The organism is Lachnospiraceae bacterium oral taxon 500 (assembly GCA_002999035.1).
In the GTDB taxonomy this organism is placed as follows: domain Bacteria; phylum Bacillota; class Clostridia; order Lachnospirales; family Vallitaleaceae; genus W11650.
The window spans coordinates 3107139-3132607 of sequence record CP027241.1 but is presented as its reverse complement, the minus strand read 5'-3'; the positions used below and the strand labels follow the sequence as shown (position 1 = coordinate 3132607).

Genomic DNA, 25469 nt, shown 5'->3' with positions numbered 1-25469 from the left:
CCGCACGACAAGCGGAGTTTTTGGCGCAGGTAAACAGTTATGGTTTTAGAAAGAAAGAGGGCAGAAATGGATAGTCATCAGCATGATTATTATGTGGAATTATGGGCAATTATCAGGCGCATGAAATTAAAAAATATGACTCCGGATATTCCGTCCGGTCATATTAAGATTTATCAGTCGGACGTAAATCGTCCGGCACTGCAGCTGGCCGGCTTTTTCGACTATTTTGATGCCGAGCGGGTACAGATTATCGGTAAGATTGAGTATACTTATATGCAAAATATGTTTCCGTCGGAATTAAAAGAAATTTTGAGAAAGCTTTTTTCGGCCGGCATCCCCTGCGTGATTTTTACCCGGGGGCTGGAAGTTTCGCCGATGGTCTTAGAATGTGCGTATGAATATCAGGTGCCGGTTTTTCAAACCAATATGACGACATCGGCCTTTAATTCGGATTTGAACCGCTTCTTAAAATCAGAGCTGGCGCCGCGGACTTCCATTCACGGAGTGCTGGTGGATGTTTACGGCGAAGGCGTGCTGATTACCGGGGAAAGCGGAATCGGTAAAAGCGAAACAGCGCTGGAGTTAATCCGGCGGGGGCACCGGCTGGTGGCGGATGATGTGGTGGAAATTAAAAAAGTTTCCGATGATACGTTGATCGGTTCTTCGCCTGATATTATCCGGCATTTTATTGAACTGCGGGGGATCGGCATTATTGACTGCAAGATGCTGTTCGGTGTGCAGTCAGTTAAGGATGAAAACGAGATTGATATGGTGATTCAACTCCAGGAATGGGAGGCGGACACCGAGTTTGACCGTTTGGGGCTGATCGAGGAGTATACCAATATTTTGGACATCGAAGTGCCCAGCCATACCCTGCCGATTCGGCCGGGCCGGAATCTGGCGATTATTGTCGAATCGGCGGCTATCAATTACCGGCAGAAGAAAATGGGTTATAACGCGGCCGAAGAAATCAATAAGCGGGTAATGGGCAATCTGGAAAAGAATAAGAAAAGGGAAGAAAAATAAGCGGTTTAAAAAAACTGGCGGCGCGGCCGCTGCATCCATAAACAAGAGACGAAAAGGAGAAAAAGCATGTATAACATCGGAATTGATTTGGGCGGAACAAATATTGCGGCGGCTGTTGTTGACGGCAGCGGCCGGATTGTGTGCAAGGGCAGCACGCCAACCAGAGTGGAACGGGGCTTTCAGGCGATTGTGAAGGCAATGGCCGAGCTGTCCAGAGATTTAATCAAAGAAGCGGGTCTGACTCCGGGCGATATCCATTCGGTCGGTATCGGCAGCCCCGGAACGATTGATCAGGAAAAAGGCGAAATTGTTCATGCCTACAATTTAAATTTCAATCATGCTCCGATTCGGGAAGAGTTTATCAAGCATTTGGGTTTGCCGGTGTATATCGGTAATGATGCCAATGTAGCGGCTTATGGCGAGTATGTTTACGGTGCGGGTCACGGCCGGTATCAGGATTTGGTGGCAATTACCCTGGGGACGGGCCTGGGCGGCGGGGTTGTCTTGGGTGGTAAGCTGATTTGCGGCTCTTTTAACGGCGGCGCTGAGCTGGGGCATATGGTGATAGTGGTGGGCGGCGAGCAGTGCAACTGCGGCCGCAAAGGCTGCTGGGAACGCTATTCGGCGGCCAATGCTTTGATTCAGCAGGCCAGAGCGGCGGCGGAGGAAAATCCCAATTCGCTGCTGAATGTGCTGGTCGATCATGACCTGGATAAAATGAACGCCAAAGTTCCGTTTGACGCTGCCGAGCAGGGGGATTTGATTGCGCAGGCGGTGATTGACAGCTATATTTATTATTTAGCGGTCGGAATTGGCAATATTATTAATGTTCTACAGCCGGAGATTATTGTAATCGGCGGTGGTGTCAGTGCGCAGGGAGATCATCTGCTGAAGCCTTTGATTGAGAAAATGAAAAACGAGATATTCGGCGGCGGGGAAGCGCTGCAAACCGAGGTTCGAATTGCTGAGCTGGGCAATGATGCCGGGATTGTCGGGGCAGCCGAGTTGTACCGGCAGTATGAAAAATAGAATAGTGATTTAACTTTTCTTTGTTCGGAGTTTTGCGGTCTGCCCGGGTGGGCGACCTACCTAAAAATGTTGGTGGGATGAAGAGGGAAAAGATTGCGCCATAACTCAAAATGCTTTGTAATATCCTATATCAGAATATTACAAAGCATTTTTTATAACTGATGTACGTTGCTTGGACGAAAGTCGGCTTGAGTTTACAAATATCTGTCTTGGTTGTGAAACTTATCGCCGACCTTGTCCAGGAGAATGGCAACAATGCCGGTGCGGGCGATTTTCAGGGTAATCATGTAAAACAAGATAATCAATAGGGATACAATCCACTGATTGGGATTGATAAAGTTAAACGCTTCCGAGGCAATGGTGGCAAAGGACATAGAGTACAAAATAATGGAAAAAACCTGACTGCCCTTGAGTTTTAATTCATTGACCCGAAGCAGGGGAAAGGTCAGTGCCAAAATGGCGTAAACAATCATGGCCTTAAAAAAGTACTGCGACAGCATCCGGATATAGTAAAACAAAAAAGTAAAAACATAGCTGACGATTTCCGAGGTTTTTAAAATATCCTGAAGCGAGGCTTTGGGCAGGCGAAAGTTCCCGACCTGCTCAAACTTAATAACCATGGGCGCGGCGTTTAGCCTTTTCAAAGCGATATAGTCCGAGTTCATAAAAACCCCGTAAGCATAACCGCTCAGGTGAGTGTAATTTTTCTGCTCGCCGGAGTCAATAATAGCAATAAAGTCACGGTCTTTGCCGATGGTCAGTTCCATGTCATTTTCGGCGGTCAGCTGCAGCCTGCCGTCAGCAATGGCTAAATCCGGAAAGTGTGAATCGCTGATAAAAGCATTCATATAGGAAAAAGTCTGTTTGACTTGCAGGGACAAATAAATTCCGCCCAAAATACTGAGAATCGCGGCCAGCATCAGAGTATAGCGGATGGCTTTGCTCAGCGGCTCGCGGATAGCCTGAATGTAGAAATCCGGCGATGAAAAACTGGCAAAGAAACGCTGAAAAAAATTATTGCGAAAAGCTGAGTTAGTCTGCATATTGTTTAGCCGTTCCTTTCTTTTAATATTTATCCCCATTCTAAGTGCTTTCCCCGGATTTGTCAATTAAGATTTCTTAAAGTAAGTGCCGGCCAAGCCGAAAAAGCCTGCCTGATTTGTAACGGAACTGTAACAACTCCATTCTTGAGTTTGCCGGTCTTTTGGTCTATAATAAAAATGAATTCAATCAGGCAAAGACTTCCCGACGTGGGATCGGGATAGATAAGGATGAAAAAGATGAAGCGGAACGGAAAGAAATACTATTTGATTTATCTGCTGATGGCAGCGGGGATTTGGCTGAGCAGCCTGCCGGTGCAGGCGACTGCTCCGGCGGCGGAAGAATTGCTGCCCAAGGCGACGATTTATTTTAATGATAAAAAAGTTCAATACTCACCGGAAACCGGTGAGCCTTTTTTGGAGGACAGTCAGATTCTGGCTCCTTTGCGGCAGACGATGACGGCGATGGGAGCAAAGGTGATCTGGGAGGGAGCAACGCGGACAGTGCGGATTAAGTTTGACGGCAATACGATTGAAATTCCGTTGGAAAAATATTATTTTATCCGCAATGGACAGGTCTTGAATCACGATTCGGCGGCACGGCTGATTAACAACAAAACCTATATTCCGGTACGGGCGATTATAGAAGCTATCGGGGCTAAGGGCGTTTGGACAGGTGATAGCGTCCGGATTACCTATCAAAAGCAGGATACTTCGGTCAAGCGGATTCCCAAGGCTTTTGACCTGCGGGAATATAACCGGGTCACGCCGGTTAAGGATCAGCAGCAGTCCGGCGCGTGCTGGGCATTTGCTTCTTTGGGGGCGATGGAAAGCGCGCTGATGCCATGGGAGGATTATGATTTCAGTGAAGATAACATGAGTCTGGGACATGGCTATAATCTCTCGCAGGCGCAGGGCGGCGATTATATGATTGCTCTCAGCTATCTGACCCGCTGGGCCGGGCCGGTGCTGGAGCAGGAGGATCCTTTCGGGGATAATACCGTCAATCCCAATGCCAAAGTAATCAAGCATTTGCAGGAGGCGATTTTTTTACCGAAGGAAGGCGAGTTGGGAATCAAGCGGGCAATTTTGCTGTATGGCGGTGTACAGTCCTCTCTGTATCTGGATCAGGTTCAGCAGTGGGGTAACAGTGAGTATTATAATGAACAAACAGCGTCGTATTATTATGACGGCAGCCGACCGATTAATCATGATGTGGTGATTATCGGTTGGGACGATCATTATGCCCGTGATAATTTTAAGAAAAAACCCAAGCGGGACGGCGCATTTCTCTGCAAAAACAGTTTTGGCAGTGCGTTCGGTCAGGACGGCTATTTTTATGTTTCCTATGAGGATAAATATATCGGCCAGAATGTGATTGCCTATACCAAAATAGAAGCGGTTAATAATTATCAGCATATTTATCAAAGCGATAAGCTGGGGTATTTGCTGCGGGCCGGTTACGGTGAGGGAACGGCTTATTTTGCCAATTGCTATGAGCCGGGCGGATCGGAAATGCTGAAAGCGGTTTCTTTTTATGCTTTGGAGCCGAATACCAGTTATGAGATTTATGTGGTCACCGATTTTAGCGGGGTTCAGGATTTTCAGCGAATGGAGAGCCTGACCAAAGGAAACTTCAGTTATGCCGGCTATTATACGGTCAAGCTGGGGCAGGGAATTCCGGTCGATAAAAAGTTTGCGGTGGTTGTTCGGATTAATTCGCCGGCAACCAAGCATCCGATTGCGACGGAAGCCAAGGGAGCGGCCAAATGGGCTGACGGAGTTGATTTGACCGACGGTGAGGGCTATATCAGCTATGACGGGAAAAGCTGGAAGCGGGCAGAGGAGTACTTAGAAGCCAATGTTTGTCTGAAAGCCTTTACTACGAATTATTAATTCAAAACGCTTTTAAGCCTTTTTGCGGTAAAAAGGCTTGTTTTTTGTCTGTCGATATCAGCAATTTGCCGGCATCGGCTTTTATCAAGAGTTGATGATTTTGCTTTTTAGCAGTTTATATGAATGGTATGCGAGCAGCATCGAAAAAAAGAAATTAATAAAGGAAAGAGAAGTTATGAAAAAAAATGCAGAAAATCTAATTTTAGCGGCGGCCAATTCCTATCAGCAAAAATACTATTTTAATCCGCGCTATCAAAACCTACCGGCTGATATCAAAAGTGAGCTGCGCTTGATGTGTGTCCGCTTTGCCGAAGAAGCCGGCGGTATTTTGGAGATGGGCTTTTCCCCTGAGGGCAGCTTGCAGCTAAAGGTGCATACCGCCGAGGATGATGTCCTGTTTGATGAAATCGGAGCGGAGCTTTTAATTAAAGAATATCAAAGAGAAAAGGAAGAACTTTTTGCCAAGTTGAAGCTTTATTTTGCTGCGCTTTACGGAGAGGGAGCAAACGGCGGCAGATAGGAAAAATAAAGAGGATAGGCGACTGCTTGCCGGTTTGTCCCATACGCCGCAAAATTGTGTTTTTGACGGGAGAATTTGCCTTTGGCAGGCAGGGGCGGAAAAGACTTTCTCAGGAAAATATAAGAAAAATATAAGTGGCTTATAAAATATTTTTCTGGGCAGTTGAAATATTTTATGATATACTGATGAGTGGTAAACAGAAACGTTACCGTTCAGACAAGGCACTCGTAATTCGGTGAAAGTGAATTACTCGCGTGTTTGAACGGTAGCACAGTCTTGTATCCATAGGGAACGAGAACGGAGGAAAAAATGGACGTAAGAGTAAATCAAAAAACCAGAAATCTTGTTATTTTAGGCGTGCTGTTGGCAATCGGCATTATTTTGGATGTCACCCCGCTGGGGGCCATACCAATCGGCGGTGTGTCCGCCACGATTACGATGCTGCCCGTCATTTTAGGCGGTATTCTGCTGGGGCCGGTTTACGGGGCGGCTTTGGGGACAGCGATGGGTGTGGTCAGTTTGCTGCATGCCCTGATGCGGCCGGTAACGATTTTAGACCCTTTATTTGTCAACCCGCTGCTGTCGGTGCTGCCGCGTACCTTTATCGGTGTAGTGTCGTTTTGGGCGTATCAGCTGATTAAAAAATTATTTCACAAACAGACACCGGCGTTGATTATCGGCGGAATTGCCGGGAGTTTAACCAATACCGTCCTGGTGCTGTCAATGCTTTATTTTTTATATGGAAATGAGCTTTTAAACTCGCCGGCCTTTCAGGCTTTGCAGCTGTCGAACCGGCAGGCGCTGATTTATTTGCTTTTGGGTGTAGTTGCCAGTAACGGTGTAATGGAGGCGCTTTTAGCGGCGGTCATTACCTGCGGAATTGGTCTGGGCTTAAAAAAAGGGTTGCCGGCGGATTCGACCCGGCTGTAAAGCCGGAATCGGTTTTGTGTTTGGGAGGCGGAAATGGAAGATCCGAGAAATGTAACGGTAGTTTGCTATCTGGAAAAAGATGATAAAATCTTGATGCTGCATCGTACCAAGAAAGAAAATGATGTCAATCACGGCAAATGGATCGGTGTCGGTGGTCATGTCGAAGCCGGCGAGTCACCGGAAGAATGCGTGATTAGAGAGGTTAGGGAAGAAACCGGCTATACCTTGGAAAACTACCGTTACCGGGCGATTTTAACTTTTTGCTATAATGAGGAACCGGCTATGTATTTGTTTCTTTTTACGGCCGATCGGTTCAGCGGCGAGCAGATTGAGTGCAATGAGGGTGATTTGCAGTGGATTCCCAAGGCCGAGCTGGAAGCACTGGAGCTATGGCAGGGTGATCGGATTTTTCACCGTTTGCTGGAAAGCCGGCAGGATTTCTTTTCCATGAAAATGGTATATCAGGGCGATCAGCTGACAGAATGTATCATTGACGGCCGGAAAGCGGAGGAACTGGGCTATGCCGCCGATTAATTTATTGATTAAGCCTGCTTCGGCCGCCTGCAATATGGTCTGCGAATACTGTTTTTACAATGACGTGGCAGCCAGCCGCCTCTGCGGCTTTAAGGGCTTTATGCAGGTAGAGATGCTGGAGCAGCTGGTGAAAGAGGCACTGGAGTATGCCGACGGTATGTGCGGCTTTGCTTTTCAGGGCGGTGAGCCGACTTTGGTGGGATTGGATTTTTACCGAAAGCTGATTGAGTTTCAGCAAAAGTACAATCATAAAAAGCTGCGGATTAACAACGCCATCCAGACGAACGGCTTTGCGATCAATCAGGAATGGGCGGAGTTTTTGCATCGCCATCATTTTTTGGTTGGGCTGTCCTTGGACGGAACCAGAGAGCTGCATGACCGCAACCGCCACGATAAAAGCGGCGGCGGTACCTTTCAGCGGGTGATGGCGGCCGCGCGGCTGTTTGACCGGGAAAAAGTAGAATATAACATTCTGTCGGTGGTGACCGGTCAAAATGCCAAGCATATTGAAAGCAGCTATCGCTTTTTCCGTAAACAGGGTTTTCGGTATTTGCAGTTTATCCCTTGTCTGGAGCCGTTTGCCGAGGAAAAGGGCATGGCCGGCTATGCTCTGACCAACAGTGATTATGAGCATTTTTTAACCAAGATATTTGATTTGTGGTTCATGGATTTAAAAAAAGGCGAATACATCAGTATTCGGCATTTGGATAACTGGCTGGGTATCTTTTTGGGACGGCCGCCGGAGGCTTGCAGTATGCAGGGCCGGTGCAGCGTGCAGTTTGTGGTTGAGGGCAATGGCGAGGTTTACCCCTGCGATTTTTATGTGCTGGATGAATGGCTGCTGGGTAAAATCGGTGAAGTTTCTCTGGCGGAAATGCAGGGCTCAGACAAGGCCAAGCGCTTTATTGCCGAGTCGATTCCTCTGCCGGAGGAGTGCCGGACCTGCCGCTATGTCCAGCTTTGCCGCAACGGCTGTAAACGGGAGCGGGTGATGACCGGCGAAGGAGCGGCTAAGCTCTACTATTGTCCGGCAGTCAAGGGCTTTTTTGCCGGTCGGGAAAAAGAATTGGAGCAGGCAGCAGCGATTCTGCAAAGAATGATCAGAGGACAAATGAGAGGGGAAAAATGAGATATTTGTACTATAATCCAAATGCGGCTGAGTTTCGCTTGTTTTCACCGGAGCATATCACGGCGCTGTGTCTGATTGCGGTATTGGCGGTGCTGGTGATTGTTTTTCGGGAGCGGCTGCAAGCCCTGCCGGAGCGGACAAGGCGGCGGCTGGAAATCGGGACGGGAGTTTTGCTTCTTTTAGCCAGAAGCGGGATGTATCTGTATTACTTTACCTACGGAATCGGGGTCAAAGAGGTTTTGCCGCTCTATGCCTGCCGATTGGTGATTTTAGCGATTTTATATACTTTATTTACCGGCCGCCGGAGGTGGGTTTTCTTTTTTTATTACTTTGGCATTATTTTCGGCGTACTGCCGCTGATCGTGGTTGATACCTCCGGTTATACCTTTCCCCATGCCATGTATTTTTCGTTTTTCGTCGGGCACGGTATAATTTTGCTGGTTAATATTTATTTTTTGGCGGTTTATCAGTATTATCCGGGGCGGAATGATTTACGCAAAGCGGTGCAGGCGCTGGTCGTGTATTTCGGCGCGGCGGCGCTGGCCAACTTCTTTTTAAAGGGAAATTATAATTATTTAGAAGCGGCACCGCCGACTTTAAACATGGGTGGTTTTGACGGCAGCCTCGGCTATAAGGTTATGGTTTTCGCCGTTTTCCTGCTGGTGTTTGGCCTGGAGTATTTGCCGTTTGCTAAGGGTAAGGAGAGCGAAACCGAGGAAGAAGAATCGCCAATCAAAATGGATTAACAAAACATAACCCCGGATTGAGAACTATAGTCAAAAACCGTCATATCTTTGAGTGAAGAAAGATATGGCGGTCTTTTTTATAAGTATTTCTCCAGCATCTGCCGGATCGTCAGCCGATCCTGCTTATATTGTCCTTTGATGCGTTCGGCATAGGCAACAAAGATACGGCAGAAAATCGGATATTCAAGTAAAAAGGTAATATAGGGTGATTTTAGTCGGGTAGCGGCAACCGCATTTTCAGAAATCAGCAGTTTGATATTCTCAAAAACTGCTTCCGTCAGAGGAAAAAGCCGATAGTTGGTGAGCTTGTCGGACAGGGCAATGATATTGCGGATATGTTCGGCATATTCCCCGGGGGTGTAGGCCAGGCTCAGTCCCGGCAGATCCATCAATACTTGGCCGGCAAACAAAGCTTCATCGCTGGGAAGCGGCAAGTATTCATGCCAAAAGCCTTTTTCGGCAACCAGCTCCAGCAGTTTAGCCTGTTCCTGCCGGACAGCCAGCAGATGCTGCTTTGTTTTTTTGTCCACGCCTGCTCTCGTAAGGACAGATGAGAGTGTGGCTGGCGGCATTGTTGCCAGTGACAGGGTATTGCCCAGAAAAGAAAAGGGCGCTGAACCGGTGATACCGAGTCGGCTGAGATCAAAGGATTTATAAATATGGATCAATTCTCCGGATTGTGCCAATAGTGCCTGATAGGCGGCCATATGCTTATCAAGCTGAACCGGTTCTGTATCATAGCGGTATATCCCATTTTCACTTTCTGTCCCGATCACATTGACTCCGGAAATACAGGCATAGCCGGGACAAAAGAATAGAGTTGTTGAAAATCGTGATTTGTTGGTGGTTTTACAGTAATAGGAGCGGATCATTCCCGATGGATACAGGGGCATCCAGCTTTTGATGGCATTTGCCATTTCTGAAAGGTCACGATTAATGTTGTGAATGATGTTGATTTTTGTTTCACCGCTGACGCATAGGATCATCAGTGTCGTCCATTTAGCCAGAAATACAGGATCTGATAGCATCCAGTCCATATTCTGGTCAGAATATAAAAACAGTTCCTTTTCCTTATGCGCCACTACATTTCCCAGAAAACGGATAACCGCACGTTTAAGCCCTTCCGTGCCATAATAGATTGATGCCATGTCACTTAATATTTCTTTACCGGCGGCGGCTTCAAAGGCAAGAGGCGGCTTTATGATGCCGGCGGAAACAGAACCGAATTGATCGATCATTTCAACGACAAAAGGGGAACTATCTTCACCTTCTAAATCAAACAGCCAGTTGCCAAACAGAGCCAAGCTTTGTTCTCCGTTTGTCAGCTCGGCTTTTGACACATGGATAAGTGCTGCCAGCTGTGACAATTTCTTTTGCTCATGCAGTCTTTTCAGTAAAGTTTGACAGATGTTTTTCATCAGCTCCGGATTGGCGGCCGGAGAACAAAAACCATTGCGGAAGCGGCTGATATAGGAAGCATCGACATTCAGTAATTTCCCTAAACGAATATTGGACAATTCGGCCAGCTGCATAATGGCATTGAGCTTTTGCCCGAATGAGCGGTAGGGGTGAAGTTCCTTCATTGGCTTGGGTTTAATGGCAGTATTGTTTTCGCCTTCATACAGCCAGTTTATCAGGGCTGTCTTTATTTGCTCGGCACTTTCTGCCTGTTCGCAGTTAAGACGCAGAACCAGCTCATTCATTTTGCCATGGTCATCGGCTAGAGTATAAATGGCATTAACAATTCTTAAAGCACTTTTTCCTGCTTTTTGGGGAATCCGGCCGCCTTTACAGATCCGGTCTGTATTGGAACGGTCGCAGCCGATGACCCGGGCCAGATCCGGCGATTTTACCTCAATAGCATTCATGATAAGGTTTAGTCTTTCTGTAAACATAAAATCCTCCTTTCCATTTAGATTTCACACTTATGTCAAGTACTTTTTTCAATTTTCATCGTTTCATTCTAAAACAAGCGATTCATTCTATACGGCCAAATAATTTATTCAACTTTCCCCTGATCGAAGCGCTGCGCACTTCTGCCCGAGTGGGTGGTCTGCCTAAAAAAGACGGTTCTAGTTTGGCAGAACATGGAAGTTAAGTAAATGACTGTTTTATTTCGAACAACTTTTTTAGCTTTTTTTCAAATACCGCTTCATTCATGCCATTTTTAATTGCAATCTCATAATAATCATTGAATTCAGGATGATTATTTTCTTTTACAACTGCTAAAAGTTCTGCAAAATATCCCCAGGCATTATTGAAGCTTTTTGTTGAACTATAATCTTCTCTTTTCGGCATCCACTGCAGCTTGACAAAGAATTTATCCAGTATCTTACGCCAAGTTTCTACATCATCATCATAACAAAAAAACTTTGTCTCAAACAGACTGCCAAAACGCCTGTCCCAAAATTTTACATTGTCAGGCAAATACCATGTATCACGGCATATCAATTCCATTATTATTCTTTCAAGTATTTCGGCCGGAAAACCACCGACACAATCATAACTTCCGGCAACGGAAGTTTGTGTCGCTTCCTCTTTAAGTTCTTCATAAGCTGTGCTGCTATCGAGCAATAATAAGGCAATTTTAGCCCTATGTCCAAATGCCTTTCCCGCACTTAGTAGTTTGTACTTATTAAATTCGTTCATAAGACAGATCTCCTAAAACTTTATTTGTAACCTTGAAAGTTCAGATACTTCCTCGTCCGTTAATCGGAACATAAAATCCTCATCAAATTTTTCAATATTCCCTATGCTAGTCTATCGAATATAAATCCCTGATAACTTTAGAAATCAAATCTGATATGCTCGATGTTACATAAAATATTCTGTCAGGATCATGGATATAGCAAATTATCTGCCCTTTCTTCCCGGCTGCATCCGGGTCAAAATCCAACATCAAATAACAGCAGTTACAGCGGAAAGCTTCCTCCACAACTTCGATTTTTTCGCTCAACATTTATAGTATTGTACCATTTTTTCGCTTAGCTGTATAGGTCTAACCCGTTTCTCTGCACTTGGTAAATACAGTTTACATTTTGTGCAGCTATTTGTTTTTCATCTTTTGGAAGAGTATATTTAACAATAGAATCACTCTTATCAGCACGAAGTACAATGCCTATCGTTTTTTATTGTGTTATTTCTTTTAACACTTCTTTTTCACTTTACCAAAACATCAAAAAGAAGAAAACTTGAGTTTCCGCAAAATGTAATTTCAAAAAGAATATACTGTTCCGAAGTGCCAATCTGCCGTTTTTTTGAGAGTTTAAGAATGGCAGTGCTGAAAATAGAGACACTTGAATAAGCCCCGCCGGAACCGGACTTTGGGAAAACGATTCAGTTATCTATTTAAGCGACCAACTTAAGGCAGAGTTGACGGTATACCGGACGATTTGTCCGGAACCAGAGCCTGACGCCCTCTTTGGCATAAGAAAGTATGCCCAAGATGCCTTTTGCTAATCGGTAATAGAAGAAGAAAACCTTTTTCTTTACAGGATTTGCAGCTTTTATGATAGAAACCTTAAGAGCACTAGTCTCGGATTGCATGGAAATCATTGCCAGAAAGGCCATGCATAAGGTGATATAAAAGTTAAGAGCATTGATTGCTTTGAGCTTGCGCACACGAAAGTTCTCAAACTGGAACATCTGTTTTTTGCAGCGGAAATATTCTTCGATTTTCCAACGGGAGAAGTAAGTTCTGGCCACCCGGATGACATCGTCTTTGGATTTGATTTCTTTATTAGTGGCAAGCATCATTGGATGTTCGGTAATGCCATAAACAAGCACCAGATAAATATCTTTTCTGGATGCCGTGATCTGTACTTTGATATGGGAAAGATAAGCATGATGATCTTTGCCTTTGTAAAAGACATTTGTTTTAATTTTGCCTTTTCTGCGGTTGCAAAGTTCTGTGGTGGTTGTCCATTGGTTGTGGTAGAAAAGCTTACGATTGGATTTCAAGCGGATCACGTAATCCTGGTTAAGGTCATCCAGTTTCAGAAACATCTTATTATCATCATAGCCTCTATCCATGGCAAACGTTGCTTTTCCAAAGAGGTCGGCTCCCCGTTCTATGGCTTGAAAAGTAATCGTATTGGCAGATTTATAATCTTTTTTCTGAGAAGAATGGATTTGAGAAAAAATGCTAACAGGATGATTGACGCGAGTAAGAACACAGGCTTCCGTTACATGATAGCCTTTTTTATAAACATTTTTCGTGGAAGTACTTTCCGAGCCATCCCGGACAATTACGAGAGCTTCAAATTTATAGCCGGCCGGCTTAACAACATCACTGTCATCGATGTGAATTACGGGGTGATCCGGCACCCATTTTTTAACCTGCTGCAGATAGGCGGAAACAGAAGGTAGCGGAGTTCCTTTATCCAGATGCCGGGATAAGCGATCTACAACATTTATCTTTTTAGAAGGCTCATGAAGCTGGTCGCAAACGTCGGTAAGCAGGCAACTTCCGGAAGCTAACATCCCATAGGTAATGTCAGCGGTAAACTTTTTTTCGGGCCTTAAGAGGTCTTTTGAAATTTTATTTGTAAAGGCTAAAATTTTTCTTTTCAAAGTGTAGGTATTTGATGTAAAATGAGACATAAGGAATCCCCTTTCTTTTTGTTTAGTGAGATTTTTGGTTGACAGCTTAATTTTACATCAAAAAGGAATGAGATTCCTTATATTTTGGTCATTTTTTGAAATTTGTTGATAAGAGAACCTTGAAAATGAGGATATGTGGATAAATCTGCGGAAACTCAAGGAATTTAGTCTTTTCAAAATCGAAAATATTTGATATCATATGCATAAGCACCTTTCTGATAAGAAATATATGTTTTTTGTTTACACATATATACCCGAGACAGGTGCTTTTTCATTAAAATTTCAATAAAAGATAAGACTTTTTCATCAAACATTTATGGCATAATGAATTGGATTTTATATCAGAGACATTTGTTATAGTTTGCTTGAATTTGGGAAAGGATAGTTAATGGAGTTAAACAGATACTTAGTGGCATACTTTGCTTTTAGCGTTTTAGGCTGGATATGGGAAAGTATATATTGTACCGTTAAAGAAAGGAAATGGAAAAATCGTGGCTTTTTATACGGTCCCTTGTGTCCTATATATGGTTTTGGCTCAATTGCCGCGCTGTCGGTTTATGATCTTATTTCGCTTGGTATGATCCATCAGCTTTCATGGTGGATGATATTAATTATAGGTTTTTTCTTTAGTATGATATTGGAATATCCGACATCATATATACTTGAAAAGAAATTTCATGCAAGATGGTGGGATTATAGTAATTTGCCGCTTAATATAAACGGAAGGACAAGCGTGATTACTTCTATAGGCTTTGGCATAGGGGCAATTATCATTATGAAGTGTTTGCTGCCATTTTATGAACAAACTTTAGTCATGATACCGGATATTATTATCGCTGTTCTTTGCGTTATTTTGGTGGCATTACATTCTTCGGATTTTACACTTACCGTTTCTCACTTAACTGATTTTCAAAGGAACATTGACGAAATGGAAAAGGCTTTCCAAAGTAAAATGACGGAGGAAGTTGATAAACTTTTTGAAAGACATAGTAAATTATATGGCAGAACATTAAGCAGGATTGCTTCTTTTAAGATGAAGGAATCGCAGAATATGATTGCAGCTAAGATAATTAAGGCAATGCGTGATTCAAAATGGAAAAAATAAAATGGTGCCGTTAGATTATTTGAAATGGAGAGATGATGCCAGTTTCTCAAAGTCTAATTTCTGACGTTTGTTTGAACGCTCCACGGATGTTCTTGCATTGTATTGCTGTTTCCATTCTTTACTGCTTCTTGGCGGGTTTTAAATAGTCTTGGATTATCCTTTAGAGCCAAATGGACGGTATGTACGGTGGTGTGAGAGGACGGGGGCTAATCACCCCCTCCTACTCGATTGTTTGCATGTCACTACATTTTATACCGTCAGCATATGGTCCACCATTATCATTCCCACGACAACGAGTGCACCAACTTTGAATGCCGGTTGGATTATTGGAAGTTACCCGTTTTTCTGTCCATCCAAACATGGCTTTGGAATAGAAAATATGTTCCTCGCAATTCTGGGAACAATGGGGGCATGATTTATAACCTCCACGTTCTTGGGCATTTTCTAATGGTAATCCACAATGCTTACATAGCATAAATCCACCTCATTTCTGACAAAAACTGTCCAACTGGAATTCTCGAAATATCTTCATTTATATTGGCACTGTATTTAATTATGTTTGCATAAGGAGGATGCGTACAGATTAGATCGATACTTTTATCCGGAATAAATGATAAATCTCTTGCATCGCCAGCCTTAAAATATACGTTTCCTCCTTTTCTGAGAGTAAAATCACACTTCTTAGTCGCAATAGCCAAAGCGCTTGAATTGATATCCACGCCAATAGCATTTCTATTCAAGAGTTTGGCTTCCACCAATGTTGTTCCACTGCCAGTAAATTGGTCTAAAATTAACTCTTGTTCACTTGAATAACGAAGGATAATATTTCTAGGGATGTACGGTGACCAATTCCCACGATATGACGCATCATGAGTTGCCCATTTTCCTCTATCCGGAAAATCCCAAACACTTGTTGTTTGTAACTCAAAGTTATCAGGTTCCAATTTAATATTCTGCAATCTTACCCCTCTATTAATCCGAGCATCCAATTTATCCAACCACTGATTGTAGAGGAACGTCGTACATATGTGCTCATGCTTCCAACCTTATAAAGATTAGATTCCTGCATAATAGAAACAATTGCTGACGTATCGGGCATTGAGCCTATTTCCATACAATGATTGAATGTTTCTTTAAAAGCACGATGCTGCAAAATGACTTCGCAAAGTGCCAATTGCCGTTGTTTATAATTTAAATTCATTATACGCTTGCCCGATGTGCTTAAGGAATATATTGATTTGCGACCATCTTCATAATGTTTTTCAAGTAATCCTAAATATCTTGCAGCATCTGTATAATAATTTGTTTGTCGAATATCAAAAGCATATTCTTCTGTAACTTGTTCACGACTCAATTCCTGAGCATTTAGTAATTCGCATATATTGATAACTCGCTCAAAACTATTTGCTTGAGGAAAAGAGATATTAGGTTCAGAAACAATTTTTGTACGTAAAGCAACATCTTGTATCTCCGAAAGCTCTATTGCTGTATCTTCAATAGAATAATTTTTGTGTTTTACAAGCACCAGTGAATTATAGGAATCAGGATTTTGAAATTCGTACTCATACAAGCTAAATATTCCGTTTGAATAAACAAGAAAAATTGGTTTAACTTTCTTTGTCACACGATTGCTCCATACTCGATACGGATAATATAACTGCCGCACAAGAAAATCTTCCGATAAATCTCGTTTGGCTTCGAGCAACGAAAGACTATGAACACCTTCAAAAGCGGCATCTATTTCAATTTGAGAATTGTTCACTGAAACTGATGTCGGAGCTTTTGTACAAGAGTTCTGAATACTAAAATCAAATCGTCCTGATCCCATACGGCCTGATACAGTAGAATAAAGGATATCTTCCTCTAAAAAATCCGAGAGCATACCTGAAGCCAAAGCACAATTTATGGCGATAGTTTCACTTGGAATGTTATTTGCATCAAGGCTTTGAAGATTAGTCGGTAAAGAAGCCTGAGTAATAGATTTATCCAATACTTCAAATGGTTGATAAGCCTCAAAATGAGAAATAATGTAATCTCCACGGGAAATTGGCAAGATAGCAAGGTTATTCTTAGCAAAAATTTGCGGCAGATTGATATTGTGATCAAACTTTGCCATCAACCGAGGTTCACGATACTTTTTTATTTGGGACGCAGAGATAATAAATTTTCCCTCTGATTCAATATGCGACAGAATATCATACTTTTCAAACAAAGATTCCCATGCTTTGTCATTTTGGCTTTTTGTTTGTTCACTCATAATTTCTTACCACCACTTCATCCACTTGACTCCGCTTTGCAGCATTTGAGTTAATAGCACGTTTCGCTTTTACTATGGTAACATTATAAGCAGCATATTGTTCTCTAATAAAATCCGTTGCAGAATTTGAAAGCATAAATTTGATTCCACGCCGATCAAGTTCGTCACAACATTGTCTCAGACGGATTTGTTCTGAGCGGTCAAAGCCGCCCTTTGCATAGCCCGTAAAATTAGCTGTATCAGAAACCGGATCATATGGCGGATCCAAATAGACAAAAGTTCCTTTTGCTACATTGGCGAGTACTTCGGCATAATCAACACTGCTAAAAGTCAATTGTGCTTTCTGAAAGTAGGAACTAACGGCTTTTAACGTAGGAGCATTTACAATATTGGGATTTTTATAGTGCCCAAAGGGAGCGTTAAACTCTCCAGCATTATTTACTCTGAAAAGGCCATTATAGCACGTTTTGTTCAAGTAAATAATACGTGCAGCTTTCTGCACTTTGGTCAATTGTCCATACTGTTCCTTATTTCTATCCCAATCTCGAACACTATAAAAATGATTTTCCTCATTTGGATGTTCACCTAAAGCGATAATTAGTTCATCAACATTATCTCGGATAACCTCATACATTTGAATGAGTTCAGAATTAATATCATTAACATATGCAATATTAGGCTGTGACTTAAATAAAACGGCACCCCCGCCTAAAAATGGTTCACAATAGGAGATAACACGTTTTGGAAATAATGGTATTAAATCATCTAAAAGTTGTCGTTTACCGCCAACCCATTTTACAACAGGCGCAACGAGACGATTTTTTTGCATAATTTGCACACTCTCTTTCTAGGTAGAATCTCACAAATACATTTTATCATAATTTTCAAACGACTTCAATCAAAAAGCCATCTGCTCCAAAACTTTTAGGTATGTGGCATCTTCCTGTTCCGCCAACAAAAGAATCGTTCGCCTTGAAGGCGAGCGTTACGGCTGCTGGCAGATGTTGTGCATATTGGCCTGCAGGCGGTTGATGGGCTTAATAATGCAGAGGAGGCACAGAAGATGAAAAGAAATGTAAAAATCGTATGTGTAGTTATACTTGCTGTACTGGTTCTAATAGGGGGAGTGTTTATGTTTAGCAATTTGTTTGGTCGGTTTTTCGGAATAGACAAAGAAGGACTTAAAAAGTATAAATACAGTTGCGGTGGTGGTATGCTGGGCGACTCATATTCAGAATCCGTGCAGGAATACAGCAGTGACAGCGCTCTAATCACTATCCGGAGCAGCGAATGGCACGGCGATGACGGCGCCGTAAAAGAGTATCTTGTTAATGGGGAAATTCTGAATGAATTAAAGGCGGTGTTTGTCAAATACCACATGAAAAACTGGGACAATAAGAAGTTTACGAACATGTTTATTGCCGACGGTGCAAGCCATAGCTACAGCTTCGACTTTGAAACAGACAGCGTGTCATTTTCGTCCCAGATTTATCCCGAGAAGTATTCCGTCAAACTTGAAAATCTCAGCGAGATAGTGGCTCAGTACCTTAAGGATGCAGAGCCTTTGCCCGGTCTGGTTAGGGAGGAGGCAGCAAATAAAGGTGATTATACGCTATCGTATGATAGAAACAGCGGGAAGCTGGAACTATCGGTTTACTCGTATTATCAGAAGAGTCTCTGCTATCGCATAGTAAACGGCACGGATGAAAACAAGAAGCCTGACAGCGCTATCTGCCTGTACAAAGATGGGGAAAGCGTTCCTATTCTCGAAGAAAGCTCCAAGTATGACGTAACGCTTTATGCGCACAGCCACAACGAAGATACCGTGACGCTTAACGAGAGGCTTCTTCCCAGTAAATACCGCCTAGAGAGTTTGGTTGCGAAGCAGAATTTGAAATACGGTAAAGAAGTTAGGAGAAGACCCACGCCTCCTACGCAGCTGCGCCGGAACTGGCGGCCAGAGTTATGAACTATATCCAAGAACATGATCTGGCGTCATGGAAGGCTCAACGCGGCTTTCCGCTGTGCGGCGGAGATTTCATCATCCGCTTTAAGCATGGTGATGAGTGGATTCGACTTGATTCGGGAAATATGTCGGATAATCAGAAAGCATTTATGGAGAGCGACTCGATGCTGCACGCCGAGGCAACGGAAGAAAACAGACGTTATGCGGATTAGAGATTTCTGCCGGCAAGAGGAAAACTTTATAACCAATGCCCAGGGGCTGTTGCAAAATACAGATTTTACACAAAATATTGCGATAAAGCGCAAAGATTTTTCCTAAATCTTGTGTAAAAATCTTAAAATACAACAACCCCTTTTTTGAGGGCTTAAAATTTGCAAGCTATGAATATATTGAAAAATATTCATTGACTTTGCCGAAAACATGCACTACACTACCTATGAATAATAAAGAATATATTCATAGGTCTTGCGATTGCAATTGGGAGGAAGATCATGGGCAGAGCATTTACAGAAGAAGAGAAGGTAAAAATTAAAGCGGATATTATGGAGACCGCGCTTGACTTATTTCATGATAAGGGAACAAAATCCTTAAATATTGCCGAGTTAACAAGGAGAGTAGGGATTGCTCAGGGGAGCTTTTACAATTTTTGGAGCGATAAGGACTCACTCATTATTGATTTAATTGCATACCGATCCGCCCAGAAATTAAAGGGGATGGAAAAAGAATTTTCAAACTCGCTGACCGATCCGATCGGCTTTCTGGCGGAGATGGTATGCCGATATTACTTAGATCTGGTGATTAAAGTCAGGCGAAAACCGATTTATGAAGATGCATTTAAGATATTTAAGGCCAAAAAGCGGGATGAAGTAAATGGAATCGAAAAGCCTTACCGGGAGTTTTTAACCAAGTTAATAAATTATTGGCAGGAGAATTCGGCGGTAAAAAATGTAGATAAAAAAGGCTTGGATAATGCTTTGATCGGCTGTCTTTTGCTGTGTTCGGAGTATTACCGCTTTGATGAAGAATATTTTGAAGACATCCTGAAAACATATGTATCAGGAACGGCAGCCAAGTATATAGAACTTTAAATCGTTTTGTTAAGGAGTGAGAAAATGGTACTTGATTTTACGGATATAAAAAAAGAGGATGTATCAGTCGCCGGCGGGAAAGGCGCCAATCTGGGAGAGATGACAGCGGCCAAAATAAATGTGCCGAGAGGCTTTGTCATTATTGCCGATGCCTACCTGGAATTTTTGCAAGAAAACGGAATAGCAGAAATTATAGAAAAAAAACTCCTGGAAGCGGGAAAAGATGAAAATAGGCTGTTAGAGGCTGCCGATTATTTTCGGGAAATAATAAAACAAGGAAAATTTTCCAAAGAAACGGAAAAACAGATAGCAGATAAATATAAAAATCTGGGAGAAAGTGTCAGGGTGGCCGTGCGCTCATCGGCAACGGCGGAGGACTTGCCGGACGCAAGTTTTGCCGGACAACAGGAAAGCTATTTAAATGTCCGGGGGATAGATGAAGTATTGGCTCAAGTGCGTAATTGTTATGCTTCCTTATGGGGGAATCGAGCGGTAAGCTACCGATTTCATCAGGGCTATGATCAAAGCTGCGTGGCCATTGCCGTCGTTATTCAGGAAATGGTGGAAAGTGAAAAAGCCGGCGTTTTGTTTACGGTCAATCCGGTAAGCCAAAAAGAAAATGAAATGCAAATAAATGCAAGCTATGGTCTGGGGGAGAGCGTTGTCAGTGGAAGGGTAACAGCCGATAGTTATGTGGCGGATAAAAACGGAACGATTCTCAGTGTAACCATTGGCAGCAAGGAAACACAAATTATATATGGAGAGAAAAGCACGGTTGAAGTGCCGGTCGGCGATGATGAAAGAAAGAAAAGAGCATTAAACGACCGGGAAATATCCGAACTTGTAAGAGCCGGATTACAGATTGAAGAACATTACGAAAGGCCGATGGACATTGAGTGGGCGATTAAGGATGAGGCTGTCTATATTTTACAGGCAAGAGCGGTTACCACCCTGAAAAACGGGGAACAAGAAGAAGAGATTATTAAAAGCTATCTAAAAGGCAGAAAGCTAAATCGAACGATGCGTCAGAATATGGCCTTTCAGCTTGAAAAAATGCCGTTTGCATACAGAGCGCTGGATTTTGACTTTATGATCGCCATCAATGGGCAAAAAGCCAAAATATTTGCCGAAGGCGGCCTTATCGTCAATTCAAATCCGCAAATGGATGAAGATGGGATTCAGGCCCTGCCGAAGGATCAGAAGCGTATCAATAAAAATATTTTTCATATCTTTAAAATCTTAAAACAAATGAAAGATTTTGACTATTGCGCGGATCAGTGTAAAGAATTCATGAACCAATATGAACAGGCCTTAGAAGCCATGAAAAGCAGAAACTTTGAGGATATGAGTTTGGGTGAGTGCAGGGAATTTATGGAATCCAGTTATAAGCTGACGGAGAATTTGGCTTACGACCGATTTAAATATGCCTTATTCCCGACCATGCTTGTATTTAATAAGTACAGCAGAATCATCCAAAAAATCAATGCGGATTATACCGCCTTTGACTTTTACTGGGGATTAAATAACAAAACGACAGTGGTGAGCGACGATATATCTCAAATGGCGGCGAAAATAGCAGCGGATCAAGAATTGAAAGCAGCGGTTTTGTCCGGCGCAACTTTTGAGTCATTGTGTGAGCAATTCGCTGAGTTTAAAAATATGACAGCTGAATTTCTGAAAAACAATGGATTTAAATCTGATTATAATTGCTATTGCTTAGAAGCAAAAACCTTTCTTGAAGATCCGGACAGAATCGTCAATATCATAAAGCCGATGTTAAATCTGGATGGGAAAGAGGAATTAAAGGGAGAGGCGAAAGACTTTAACAAGTTAATGCAAGAGCTGAAAGCTATTTATGGAAATAAGTATAAGTCTTTTGCGAAAAATATAAAGCATTTTCGGTATTTTCACATGGTTCGGGAAGAAAGTCAATATTTATGGGAAAGCTTATTTTATTATGTCAGAAAATGTGTGGCCAGAATAAACAAAATTTTTCTGGGTAATGATAATTATCAAAACGGGATAGCGAATCTTTTTTACCGGGAGCTGATGGAAGCGCTGAAAAGAGGTTATTTAAACGATTTGGATCAGGAAAAGATCAGGACAAGAAATGAAAAATTTCCGTTGGCAATAAAAGTATGGGAAGCGTTGAAAGCGCTTGTTTTGAGGCCACAGGCGATGTGCTTACCGGCGTGAGTGGAAGCACGGGGATTGCCGTTGGGAAAGCTCGTATTATTCGCAGTCCGCAGGAATTTTATAAAATGCAAAAAGGCGATATCTTGGTTTGCCATTTTACCGATCCGGAATGGACGCCGTTATTTAAATTAGCCGGTGCGGTTGTGGCCGATACGGGAGCGGCATTAAGCCATGCAGCCATTGTAGCCAGAGAGTTTAACATCCCGGCAGTGCTGGGAGTGGGATTTGCCACGGCCAAGTTTAAAGATGGCGATACGATCCAAGTAGATGGCGATAAAGGTATCGTTAGAGGTTTGCAGCATGAACGCAAAGAATGATAAAAAAGGATCGAGAAGAACGGCTATTTTAAATGAGCCTATTCTGCCGCTGTTAGTAAAAACATCTGTCCCGACCATTATAGGAATGATGGCCATGGTAATTTACAATTTGACAGATACCTTTTTTGTCGGAATGTTAAATAATAAATCCATGACAGCGGCCATTGGCGTCGTTTTTAGCTTTATGAGCTTTATGCAGGCGATTGGCTTTTGGTTTGGCTATGGCAGCGGCAACAGAATGTCAAAAAAGATTGGGGAAGACGAGGAGCAGGAAGCGGAAATCCTATCGTCTGTCGGCATACTCTTGGCCATTGTGATTGGTATTTTGGCAGCTGTTTTATCATGGATTTTTCTCGTGCCGTTATCAAGGTTTATAGGCGGAAGTGCTTCGGATAATTTGTTGACTTTTACCATGGAATACTTACAGGTCATTATTATCAGCATTCCGTTTGGTCTATATTCGATTACGCTTTATAATCAACTAAGGCTTTGCGGCAATGTAAAAGACGGGATGATAGGATTGCTGGCGGGTATGGTTGTTAATATGGTGCTGGATCCGGTATTGATGTTTGGCTTTAAAATGGGATTTATCGGAGCCGGATATGTAACGCTGCTGGGGCAAATTGCCGGCTGTATCATCTTGACAAGCTTATCAAGGAGAAATGGCAATATCGCGGTTGATTTAAAAAAGGCAAAGTGGAATAAGGAGCGGGTATATCATATTCTGGCCGGTGGAATGCCTAATTTCTCAAGGCAGTCTATTACGAGCATTGCTTTGATTTTGCTTAATGCGGCCGCGGCCAAATACGGAGAGGGCCTGATCGCAGCCCTAACGATAAGTTCAAGAATAGCCGCGCTCGCGTATATGATAATGATCGGCTGGGGACAGGGCTTTCAGCCGATCTGTGCCATGAATTACGGTGCCAGGCAGCATGACCGGGTAAAAAAGGCGTTTCAGCTGACCGTGGCAGTGGGAACCGTATTTTTAATGCTATCGGCGGTTATGCTGTATATTTTTTCTGAGCCGCTGATTAAGACAATGGCCAAGGACAAGGAGGTTATTTTGATCAGCGTTCGGATATTGCGGATGCAGTGCATTACCATGCCGCTTTTAGGCTACTTTGCGGTCAGCAGTATGCTTTTGCAGAATATCGGGCAGTATTTTTGGGCGTCCGTTCTTTCCGTTTCCCGGCAAGGGCTGTTTTATATCCCGTTGTTATATCTTTTATCCAATCTGCTTGGGCAGTTTGGCATATATTTGCTCCAGCCGGCGGCGGATGCGCTGTCCTTTGTTTTAGCGGTTATTGTGGTGTATAGAATCAATAAGGAACAAATAAATAACCGTAAGAAAATGCAAAGAGCTTAAGGCTGCGGTGATCAATAGGAACGAAAGGAGAAAAGTTCAATGCAGATTGCCGAAATAGTCCCCAAATGCCTAAGCGATAAAATTATCATCTCTTCCCCGCATAAAGTTTTTTGATATTTTGGTAAACAGCCCTGTATCCTGCAGGGCTTCTATTATTTCTCGCTGCGGAAAGCGAATGGCGGTCGCTTCTGTATTTTCGTACAGAGTAATTTTCCCGCCGTCAGCGAATACTTCACGGCCCGGGATTACGCCGTCTTTGATAAAGGCTGCCCAATCCTGCTGTATAATTTCCATTTGTTTAATATTTTCGGGCGTCACCGGATAATCCATATCCTGAATGGTGCCGAAAATATACGGAAGCTCGGCACAGTGATATGCCCCGCGCAGTCCGTTCCAGGCATTCGGTACAAAGTTCATGCGGTAGCCGTAGCAGGAAGCTTTCGCGGAATATAGCTTTAACTCCCTGAGAGCGGTAACATGGAAAGGCATTTCCATCATTTTAAACTGCATTTCCGTAAGAGATGGGTACTGCTTACTAAGCTTTGCGGAAAGTTGGATCCCTTCCTCGCCGTAGTCCTGACGGCATTTTTCCCTAAAGTCCGTATCCTTGGCGGCAATGCCAAGACCTTTATACCAGGACTTGTTGTCAACCATTTTCAACTCATCCCCGGTAGTCCCCAGTAAAACAGGCTTCGGCGAGAAATTGCCTTCTTTCATGATGTGCTTGGCGTCATCTTTAAGCAGCACGCCGTCTATTACTGGGGTTGATAATACGGCCAGCGGCATTTTCAAGCGAATCAGCTTTTTCCACGGCAGGGAGAGCAGATCGGCGGATGAAGAAAGGCGATTCTGCTTCAGAAAATGATCAGCGGTCTTTTCCGCCTGTTCCAAGGTCATGCAGTCGTTGGCGCCGGCGGAGCAGACGATCAGCTTATCAAAGTAGCGGGAACTCTCCTCGCTCATCATATGGGTAGATACGGAAAGACCGCCGGCGGATTGCCCCATGAGTGTGATATTGGAACTGTCGCCGCCAAAAAATTCAATATTCTTACGCACCCATTTGAGAGCGCATTGCTGATCGAAAAAGCCGCGGTTAACCGAGAGCTCTCCGTTTGTTTTGACGCAAATAAAGCCCGGCTCGGACAGGCGGTAGTTGATGGTAACCACAACGATATCTTTGGCGGCCAGGTATTTGCCGTTGTAAAGAGGCGTTGTTCCGGAGCCGTAGGTAAAACCGCCGCCATGGATAAAGACCAGAACAGGTTTTTTCCGATCGGTTCCGCTTGTCCATATATTTAAGACAAAAGCGTTTTCAGCCGTTTTGTCTTTGGCGGTTAAGATTTCCTTACGCATCATTGGATTTTTAAGAAAAAAATTTAGCAGCGGCGGAACGTCATTTTGCGGAAAACGAAGACCTACAGCGGAATTAGCCGGCGAGTTTTGATAAGTGTCTATCATTTCGGGCAGACCAAAACGTTCGGCTTTGGCATAAGGGATTCCCAGAAAGCTTTGAATCATCCTATGGTCTACGCTTTCATTTTCATAAATAAAATTACCAAGCGCTAGCTGTTTTAACTGTGCCATAATATTTCCTTTTGGCAGGGCTTCTGCCATCTTTGAGGGCGTTTTTTTAGGCTAACGATTTTACAAGCTTAACTTTAAACAAAAAAATTAATAAAGTCAAGAAAATTTTTGCTTGACAATATAGTTAGTTAGGACTAA

22 protein-coding genes and 1 pseudogene are annotated in these 25469 nt (G+C 43.2%); 14 read left to right on the top strand and 9 right to left on the bottom strand.

The features are described 5' to 3' along the window. Positions 1 to 66 precede the first annotated feature (66 nt). On the top strand, positions 67 to 1026 hold the full coding sequence (locus C3V36_14295; protein ID AVM70579.1) for an HPr(Ser) kinase/phosphatase: 960 nt from the start codon (positions 67 to 69) through the stop codon (positions 1024 to 1026). Between the two features lie 66 nt (positions 1027 to 1092). Further along, positions 1093 to 2055 carry a glucokinase gene (locus C3V36_14290; GenBank protein AVM70311.1) on the top strand — a complete coding sequence of 321 codons (963 nt, stop codon included), beginning with the start codon at positions 1093 to 1095 and terminating at the stop codon, positions 2053 to 2055. A gap of 194 nt (positions 2056 to 2249) precedes the next feature. Here C3V36_14290 and C3V36_14285 read toward each other — a convergent pair whose 3' ends face one another. Further along, positions 2250 to 3137 carry a hypothetical protein gene (locus C3V36_14285; GenBank protein AVM70310.1) on the bottom strand — a complete coding sequence of 296 codons (888 nt, stop codon included), beginning with the start codon at positions 3135 to 3137 and terminating at the stop codon, positions 2250 to 2252. A 189-nt stretch (positions 3138 to 3326) separates the two neighbouring features. On the opposite strand from C3V36_14285, the gene C3V36_14280 reads away from it, so the two are divergent. The 6 genes from C3V36_14280 (at position 3327) to C3V36_14255 (ending at position 8850) form a co-directional block, all read left to right on the top strand. Further along, positions 3327 to 4991 carry a hypothetical protein gene (locus C3V36_14280; protein AVM70309.1) on the top strand — a complete coding sequence of 555 codons (1665 nt, stop codon included), beginning with the start codon at positions 3327 to 3329 and terminating at the stop codon, positions 4989 to 4991. A 175-nt stretch (positions 4992 to 5166) separates the two neighbouring features. Further along, positions 5167 to 5511 carry a hypothetical protein gene (locus C3V36_14275; protein AVM70578.1) on the top strand — a complete coding sequence of 115 codons (345 nt, stop codon included), beginning with the start codon at positions 5167 to 5169 and terminating at the stop codon, positions 5509 to 5511. Positions 5512 to 5820: 309 nt separating this feature from the next. Then, a complete protein-coding gene (locus tag C3V36_14270; protein AVM70308.1) occupies positions 5821 to 6441 on the top strand; it encodes an ECF transporter S component in 621 nt (206 codons plus the stop codon). A gap of 33 nt (positions 6442 to 6474) precedes the next feature. Further along, positions 6475 to 6975 carry a DNA mismatch repair protein MutT gene (locus C3V36_14265; protein ID AVM70307.1) on the top strand — a complete coding sequence of 167 codons (501 nt, stop codon included), beginning with the start codon at positions 6475 to 6477 and terminating at the stop codon, positions 6973 to 6975. Continuing rightward, complete coding sequence (locus C3V36_14260; protein ID AVM70306.1) at positions 6962 to 8104, top strand: anaerobic sulfatase maturase; 1143 nt, start codon at positions 6962 to 6964, stop codon at positions 8102 to 8104. Before C3V36_14265 ends, C3V36_14260 begins: the two co-directional genes overlap by 14 nt. Beyond that, entirely contained in the window at positions 8101 to 8850 is a 750-nt protein-coding gene (locus C3V36_14255; GenBank protein AVM70305.1) for a TIGR02206 family membrane protein, read from the top strand. The genes C3V36_14260 and C3V36_14255 overlap by 4 nt, the downstream gene beginning before the upstream one ends. 77 nt (positions 8851 to 8927) lie before the next feature. On the opposite strand, the gene C3V36_14250 is transcribed toward C3V36_14255, so the two are convergent. The 4 genes from C3V36_14250 to C3V36_14235 all read right to left on the bottom strand — a co-directional run bounded on the left by C3V36_14250 (position 8928) and on the right by C3V36_14235 (position 13152). Beyond that, positions 8928 to 10745: a hypothetical protein gene (locus tag C3V36_14250; protein AVM70304.1), complete on the bottom strand. Its 1818-nt coding sequence runs from the start codon at positions 10743 to 10745 to the stop codon at positions 8928 to 8930. 199 nt (positions 10746 to 10944) lie between these two features. Continuing rightward, complete coding sequence (locus tag C3V36_14245; protein ID AVM70303.1) at positions 10945 to 11499, bottom strand: hypothetical protein; 555 nt, start codon at positions 11497 to 11499, stop codon at positions 10945 to 10947. Positions 11500 to 11605: 106 nt separating this feature from the next. Further along, entirely contained in the window at positions 11606 to 11809 is a 204-nt protein-coding gene (locus tag C3V36_14240; GenBank protein AVM70302.1) for a hypothetical protein, read from the bottom strand. 389 nt (positions 11810 to 12198) lie between these two features. Further along, entirely contained in the window at positions 12199 to 13152 is a 954-nt protein-coding gene (locus C3V36_14235) for a transposase (GenBank protein AVM70577.1), read from the bottom strand. Between the two features lie 688 nt (positions 13153 to 13840). On the opposite strand from C3V36_14235, the gene C3V36_14230 reads away from it, so the two are divergent. Further along, on the top strand, positions 13841 to 14557 hold the full coding sequence (locus C3V36_14230; GenBank protein AVM70301.1) for a hypothetical protein: 717 nt from the start codon (positions 13841 to 13843) through the stop codon (positions 14555 to 14557). Between the two features lie 464 nt (positions 14558 to 15021). Here the strand turns inward: C3V36_14230 and C3V36_14225 are convergent, their stop codons facing one another. From C3V36_14225 to C3V36_14215, 3 genes are read right to left on the bottom strand one after another with little or no spacing between them, the layout of a single operon-like run. Further along, positions 15022 to 15534 carry a hypothetical protein gene (locus C3V36_14225; protein AVM70575.1) on the bottom strand — a complete coding sequence of 171 codons (513 nt, stop codon included), beginning with the start codon at positions 15532 to 15534 and terminating at the stop codon, positions 15022 to 15024. Continuing rightward, the gene (locus C3V36_14220) at positions 15519 to 16769 is read right to left on the bottom strand and encodes a transcriptional regulator (GenBank protein AVM70576.1); all 1251 of its coding nucleotides are present in this window, start codon (positions 16767 to 16769) and stop codon (positions 15519 to 15521) included. Before C3V36_14220 ends, C3V36_14225 begins: the two co-directional genes overlap by 16 nt. A gap of 37 nt (positions 16770 to 16806) precedes the next feature. After that, positions 16807 to 17643 carry a modification methylase gene (locus C3V36_14215; protein AVM70300.1) on the bottom strand — a complete coding sequence of 279 codons (837 nt, stop codon included), beginning with the start codon at positions 17641 to 17643 and terminating at the stop codon, positions 16807 to 16809. A 234-nt stretch (positions 17644 to 17877) separates the two neighbouring features. Between C3V36_14215 and C3V36_14210 the strand changes: the two genes are divergently transcribed. The 5 genes and pseudogenes from C3V36_14210 to C3V36_14190 all read left to right on the top strand — a co-directional run bounded on the left by C3V36_14210 (position 17878) and on the right by C3V36_14190 (position 23747). Beyond that, on the top strand, positions 17878 to 18783 hold the full coding sequence (locus tag C3V36_14210; GenBank protein ID AVM70299.1) for a hypothetical protein: 906 nt from the start codon (positions 17878 to 17880) through the stop codon (positions 18781 to 18783). Further along, positions 18780 to 18992 carry a hypothetical protein gene (locus C3V36_14205; protein ID AVM70298.1) on the top strand — a complete coding sequence of 71 codons (213 nt, stop codon included), beginning with the start codon at positions 18780 to 18782 and terminating at the stop codon, positions 18990 to 18992. The genes C3V36_14210 and C3V36_14205 overlap by 4 nt, the downstream gene beginning before the upstream one ends. A gap of 279 nt (positions 18993 to 19271) precedes the next feature. Then, positions 19272 to 19868, top strand: coding sequence for a TetR/AcrR family transcriptional regulator (locus C3V36_14200; protein AVM70297.1), 597 nt, complete (start codon positions 19272 to 19274; stop codon positions 19866 to 19868). Between the two features lie 24 nt (positions 19869 to 19892). After that, a pseudogene (locus C3V36_14195) lies at positions 19893 to 22381 on the top strand (phosphoenolpyruvate synthase). Beyond that, positions 22365 to 23747, top strand: coding sequence for an MATE family efflux transporter (locus C3V36_14190; protein ID AVM70296.1), 1383 nt, complete (start codon positions 22365 to 22367; stop codon positions 23745 to 23747). Before C3V36_14195 ends, C3V36_14190 begins: the two are co-directional and overlap by 17 nt. Positions 23748 to 23816: 69 nt before the next feature. On the opposite strand, the gene C3V36_14185 is transcribed toward C3V36_14190, so the two are convergent. Next, positions 23817 to 25361, bottom strand: coding sequence for a hypothetical protein (locus C3V36_14185; GenBank protein ID AVM70295.1), 1545 nt, complete (start codon positions 25359 to 25361; stop codon positions 23817 to 23819). Between the last annotated feature and the right edge of the window lie 108 nt (positions 25362 to 25469).

Coding starts and splice junctions, on each gene's coding strand:
- C3V36_14190 (AVM70296.1), top strand. CDS start 22,365: ATGAACGCAAAGAATGATAAAAAAGGATCGAGAAGAACGGCTATTTTA.
- C3V36_14250 (AVM70304.1), bottom strand. CDS start 10,745: ATGTTTACAGAAAGACTAAACCTTATCATGAATGCTATTGAGGTAAAA.
- C3V36_14215 (AVM70300.1), bottom strand. CDS start 17,643: ATGCAAAAAAATCGTCTCGTTGCGCCTGTTGTAAAATGGGTTGGCGGT.
- C3V36_14245 (AVM70303.1), bottom strand. CDS start 11,499: ATGAACGAATTTAATAAGTACAAACTACTAAGTGCGGGAAAGGCATTT.
- C3V36_14255 (AVM70305.1), top strand. CDS start 8,101: ATGAGATATTTGTACTATAATCCAAATGCGGCTGAGTTTCGCTTGTTT.
- C3V36_14210 (AVM70299.1), top strand. CDS start 17,878: ATGAAAAGAAATGTAAAAATCGTATGTGTAGTTATACTTGCTGTACTG.
- C3V36_14205 (AVM70298.1), top strand. CDS start 18,780: ATGAACTATATCCAAGAACATGATCTGGCGTCATGGAAGGCTCAACGC.
- C3V36_14295 (AVM70579.1), top strand. CDS start 67: ATGGATAGTCATCAGCATGATTATTATGTGGAATTATGGGCAATTATC.
- C3V36_14265 (AVM70307.1), top strand. CDS start 6,475: ATGGAAGATCCGAGAAATGTAACGGTAGTTTGCTATCTGGAAAAAGAT.
- C3V36_14200 (AVM70297.1), top strand. CDS start 19,272: ATGGGCAGAGCATTTACAGAAGAAGAGAAGGTAAAAATTAAAGCGGAT.
- C3V36_14185 (AVM70295.1), bottom strand. CDS start 25,361: ATGGCAGAAGCCCTGCCAAAAGGAAATATTATGGCACAGTTAAAACAG.
- C3V36_14280 (AVM70309.1), top strand. CDS start 3,327: ATGAAAAAGATGAAGCGGAACGGAAAGAAATACTATTTGATTTATCTG.
- C3V36_14275 (AVM70578.1), top strand. CDS start 5,167: ATGAAAAAAAATGCAGAAAATCTAATTTTAGCGGCGGCCAATTCCTAT.
- C3V36_14285 (AVM70310.1), bottom strand. CDS start 3,137: ATGGGGATAAATATTAAAAGAAAGGAACGGCTAAACAATATGCAGACT.
- C3V36_14290 (AVM70311.1), top strand. CDS start 1,093: ATGTATAACATCGGAATTGATTTGGGCGGAACAAATATTGCGGCGGCT.
- C3V36_14270 (AVM70308.1), top strand. CDS start 5,821: ATGGACGTAAGAGTAAATCAAAAAACCAGAAATCTTGTTATTTTAGGC.
- C3V36_14230 (AVM70301.1), top strand. CDS start 13,841: ATGGAGTTAAACAGATACTTAGTGGCATACTTTGCTTTTAGCGTTTTA.
- C3V36_14260 (AVM70306.1), top strand. CDS start 6,962: ATGCCGCCGATTAATTTATTGATTAAGCCTGCTTCGGCCGCCTGCAAT.
- C3V36_14240 (AVM70302.1), bottom strand. CDS start 11,809: ATGTTGAGCGAAAAAATCGAAGTTGTGGAGGAAGCTTTCCGCTGTAAC.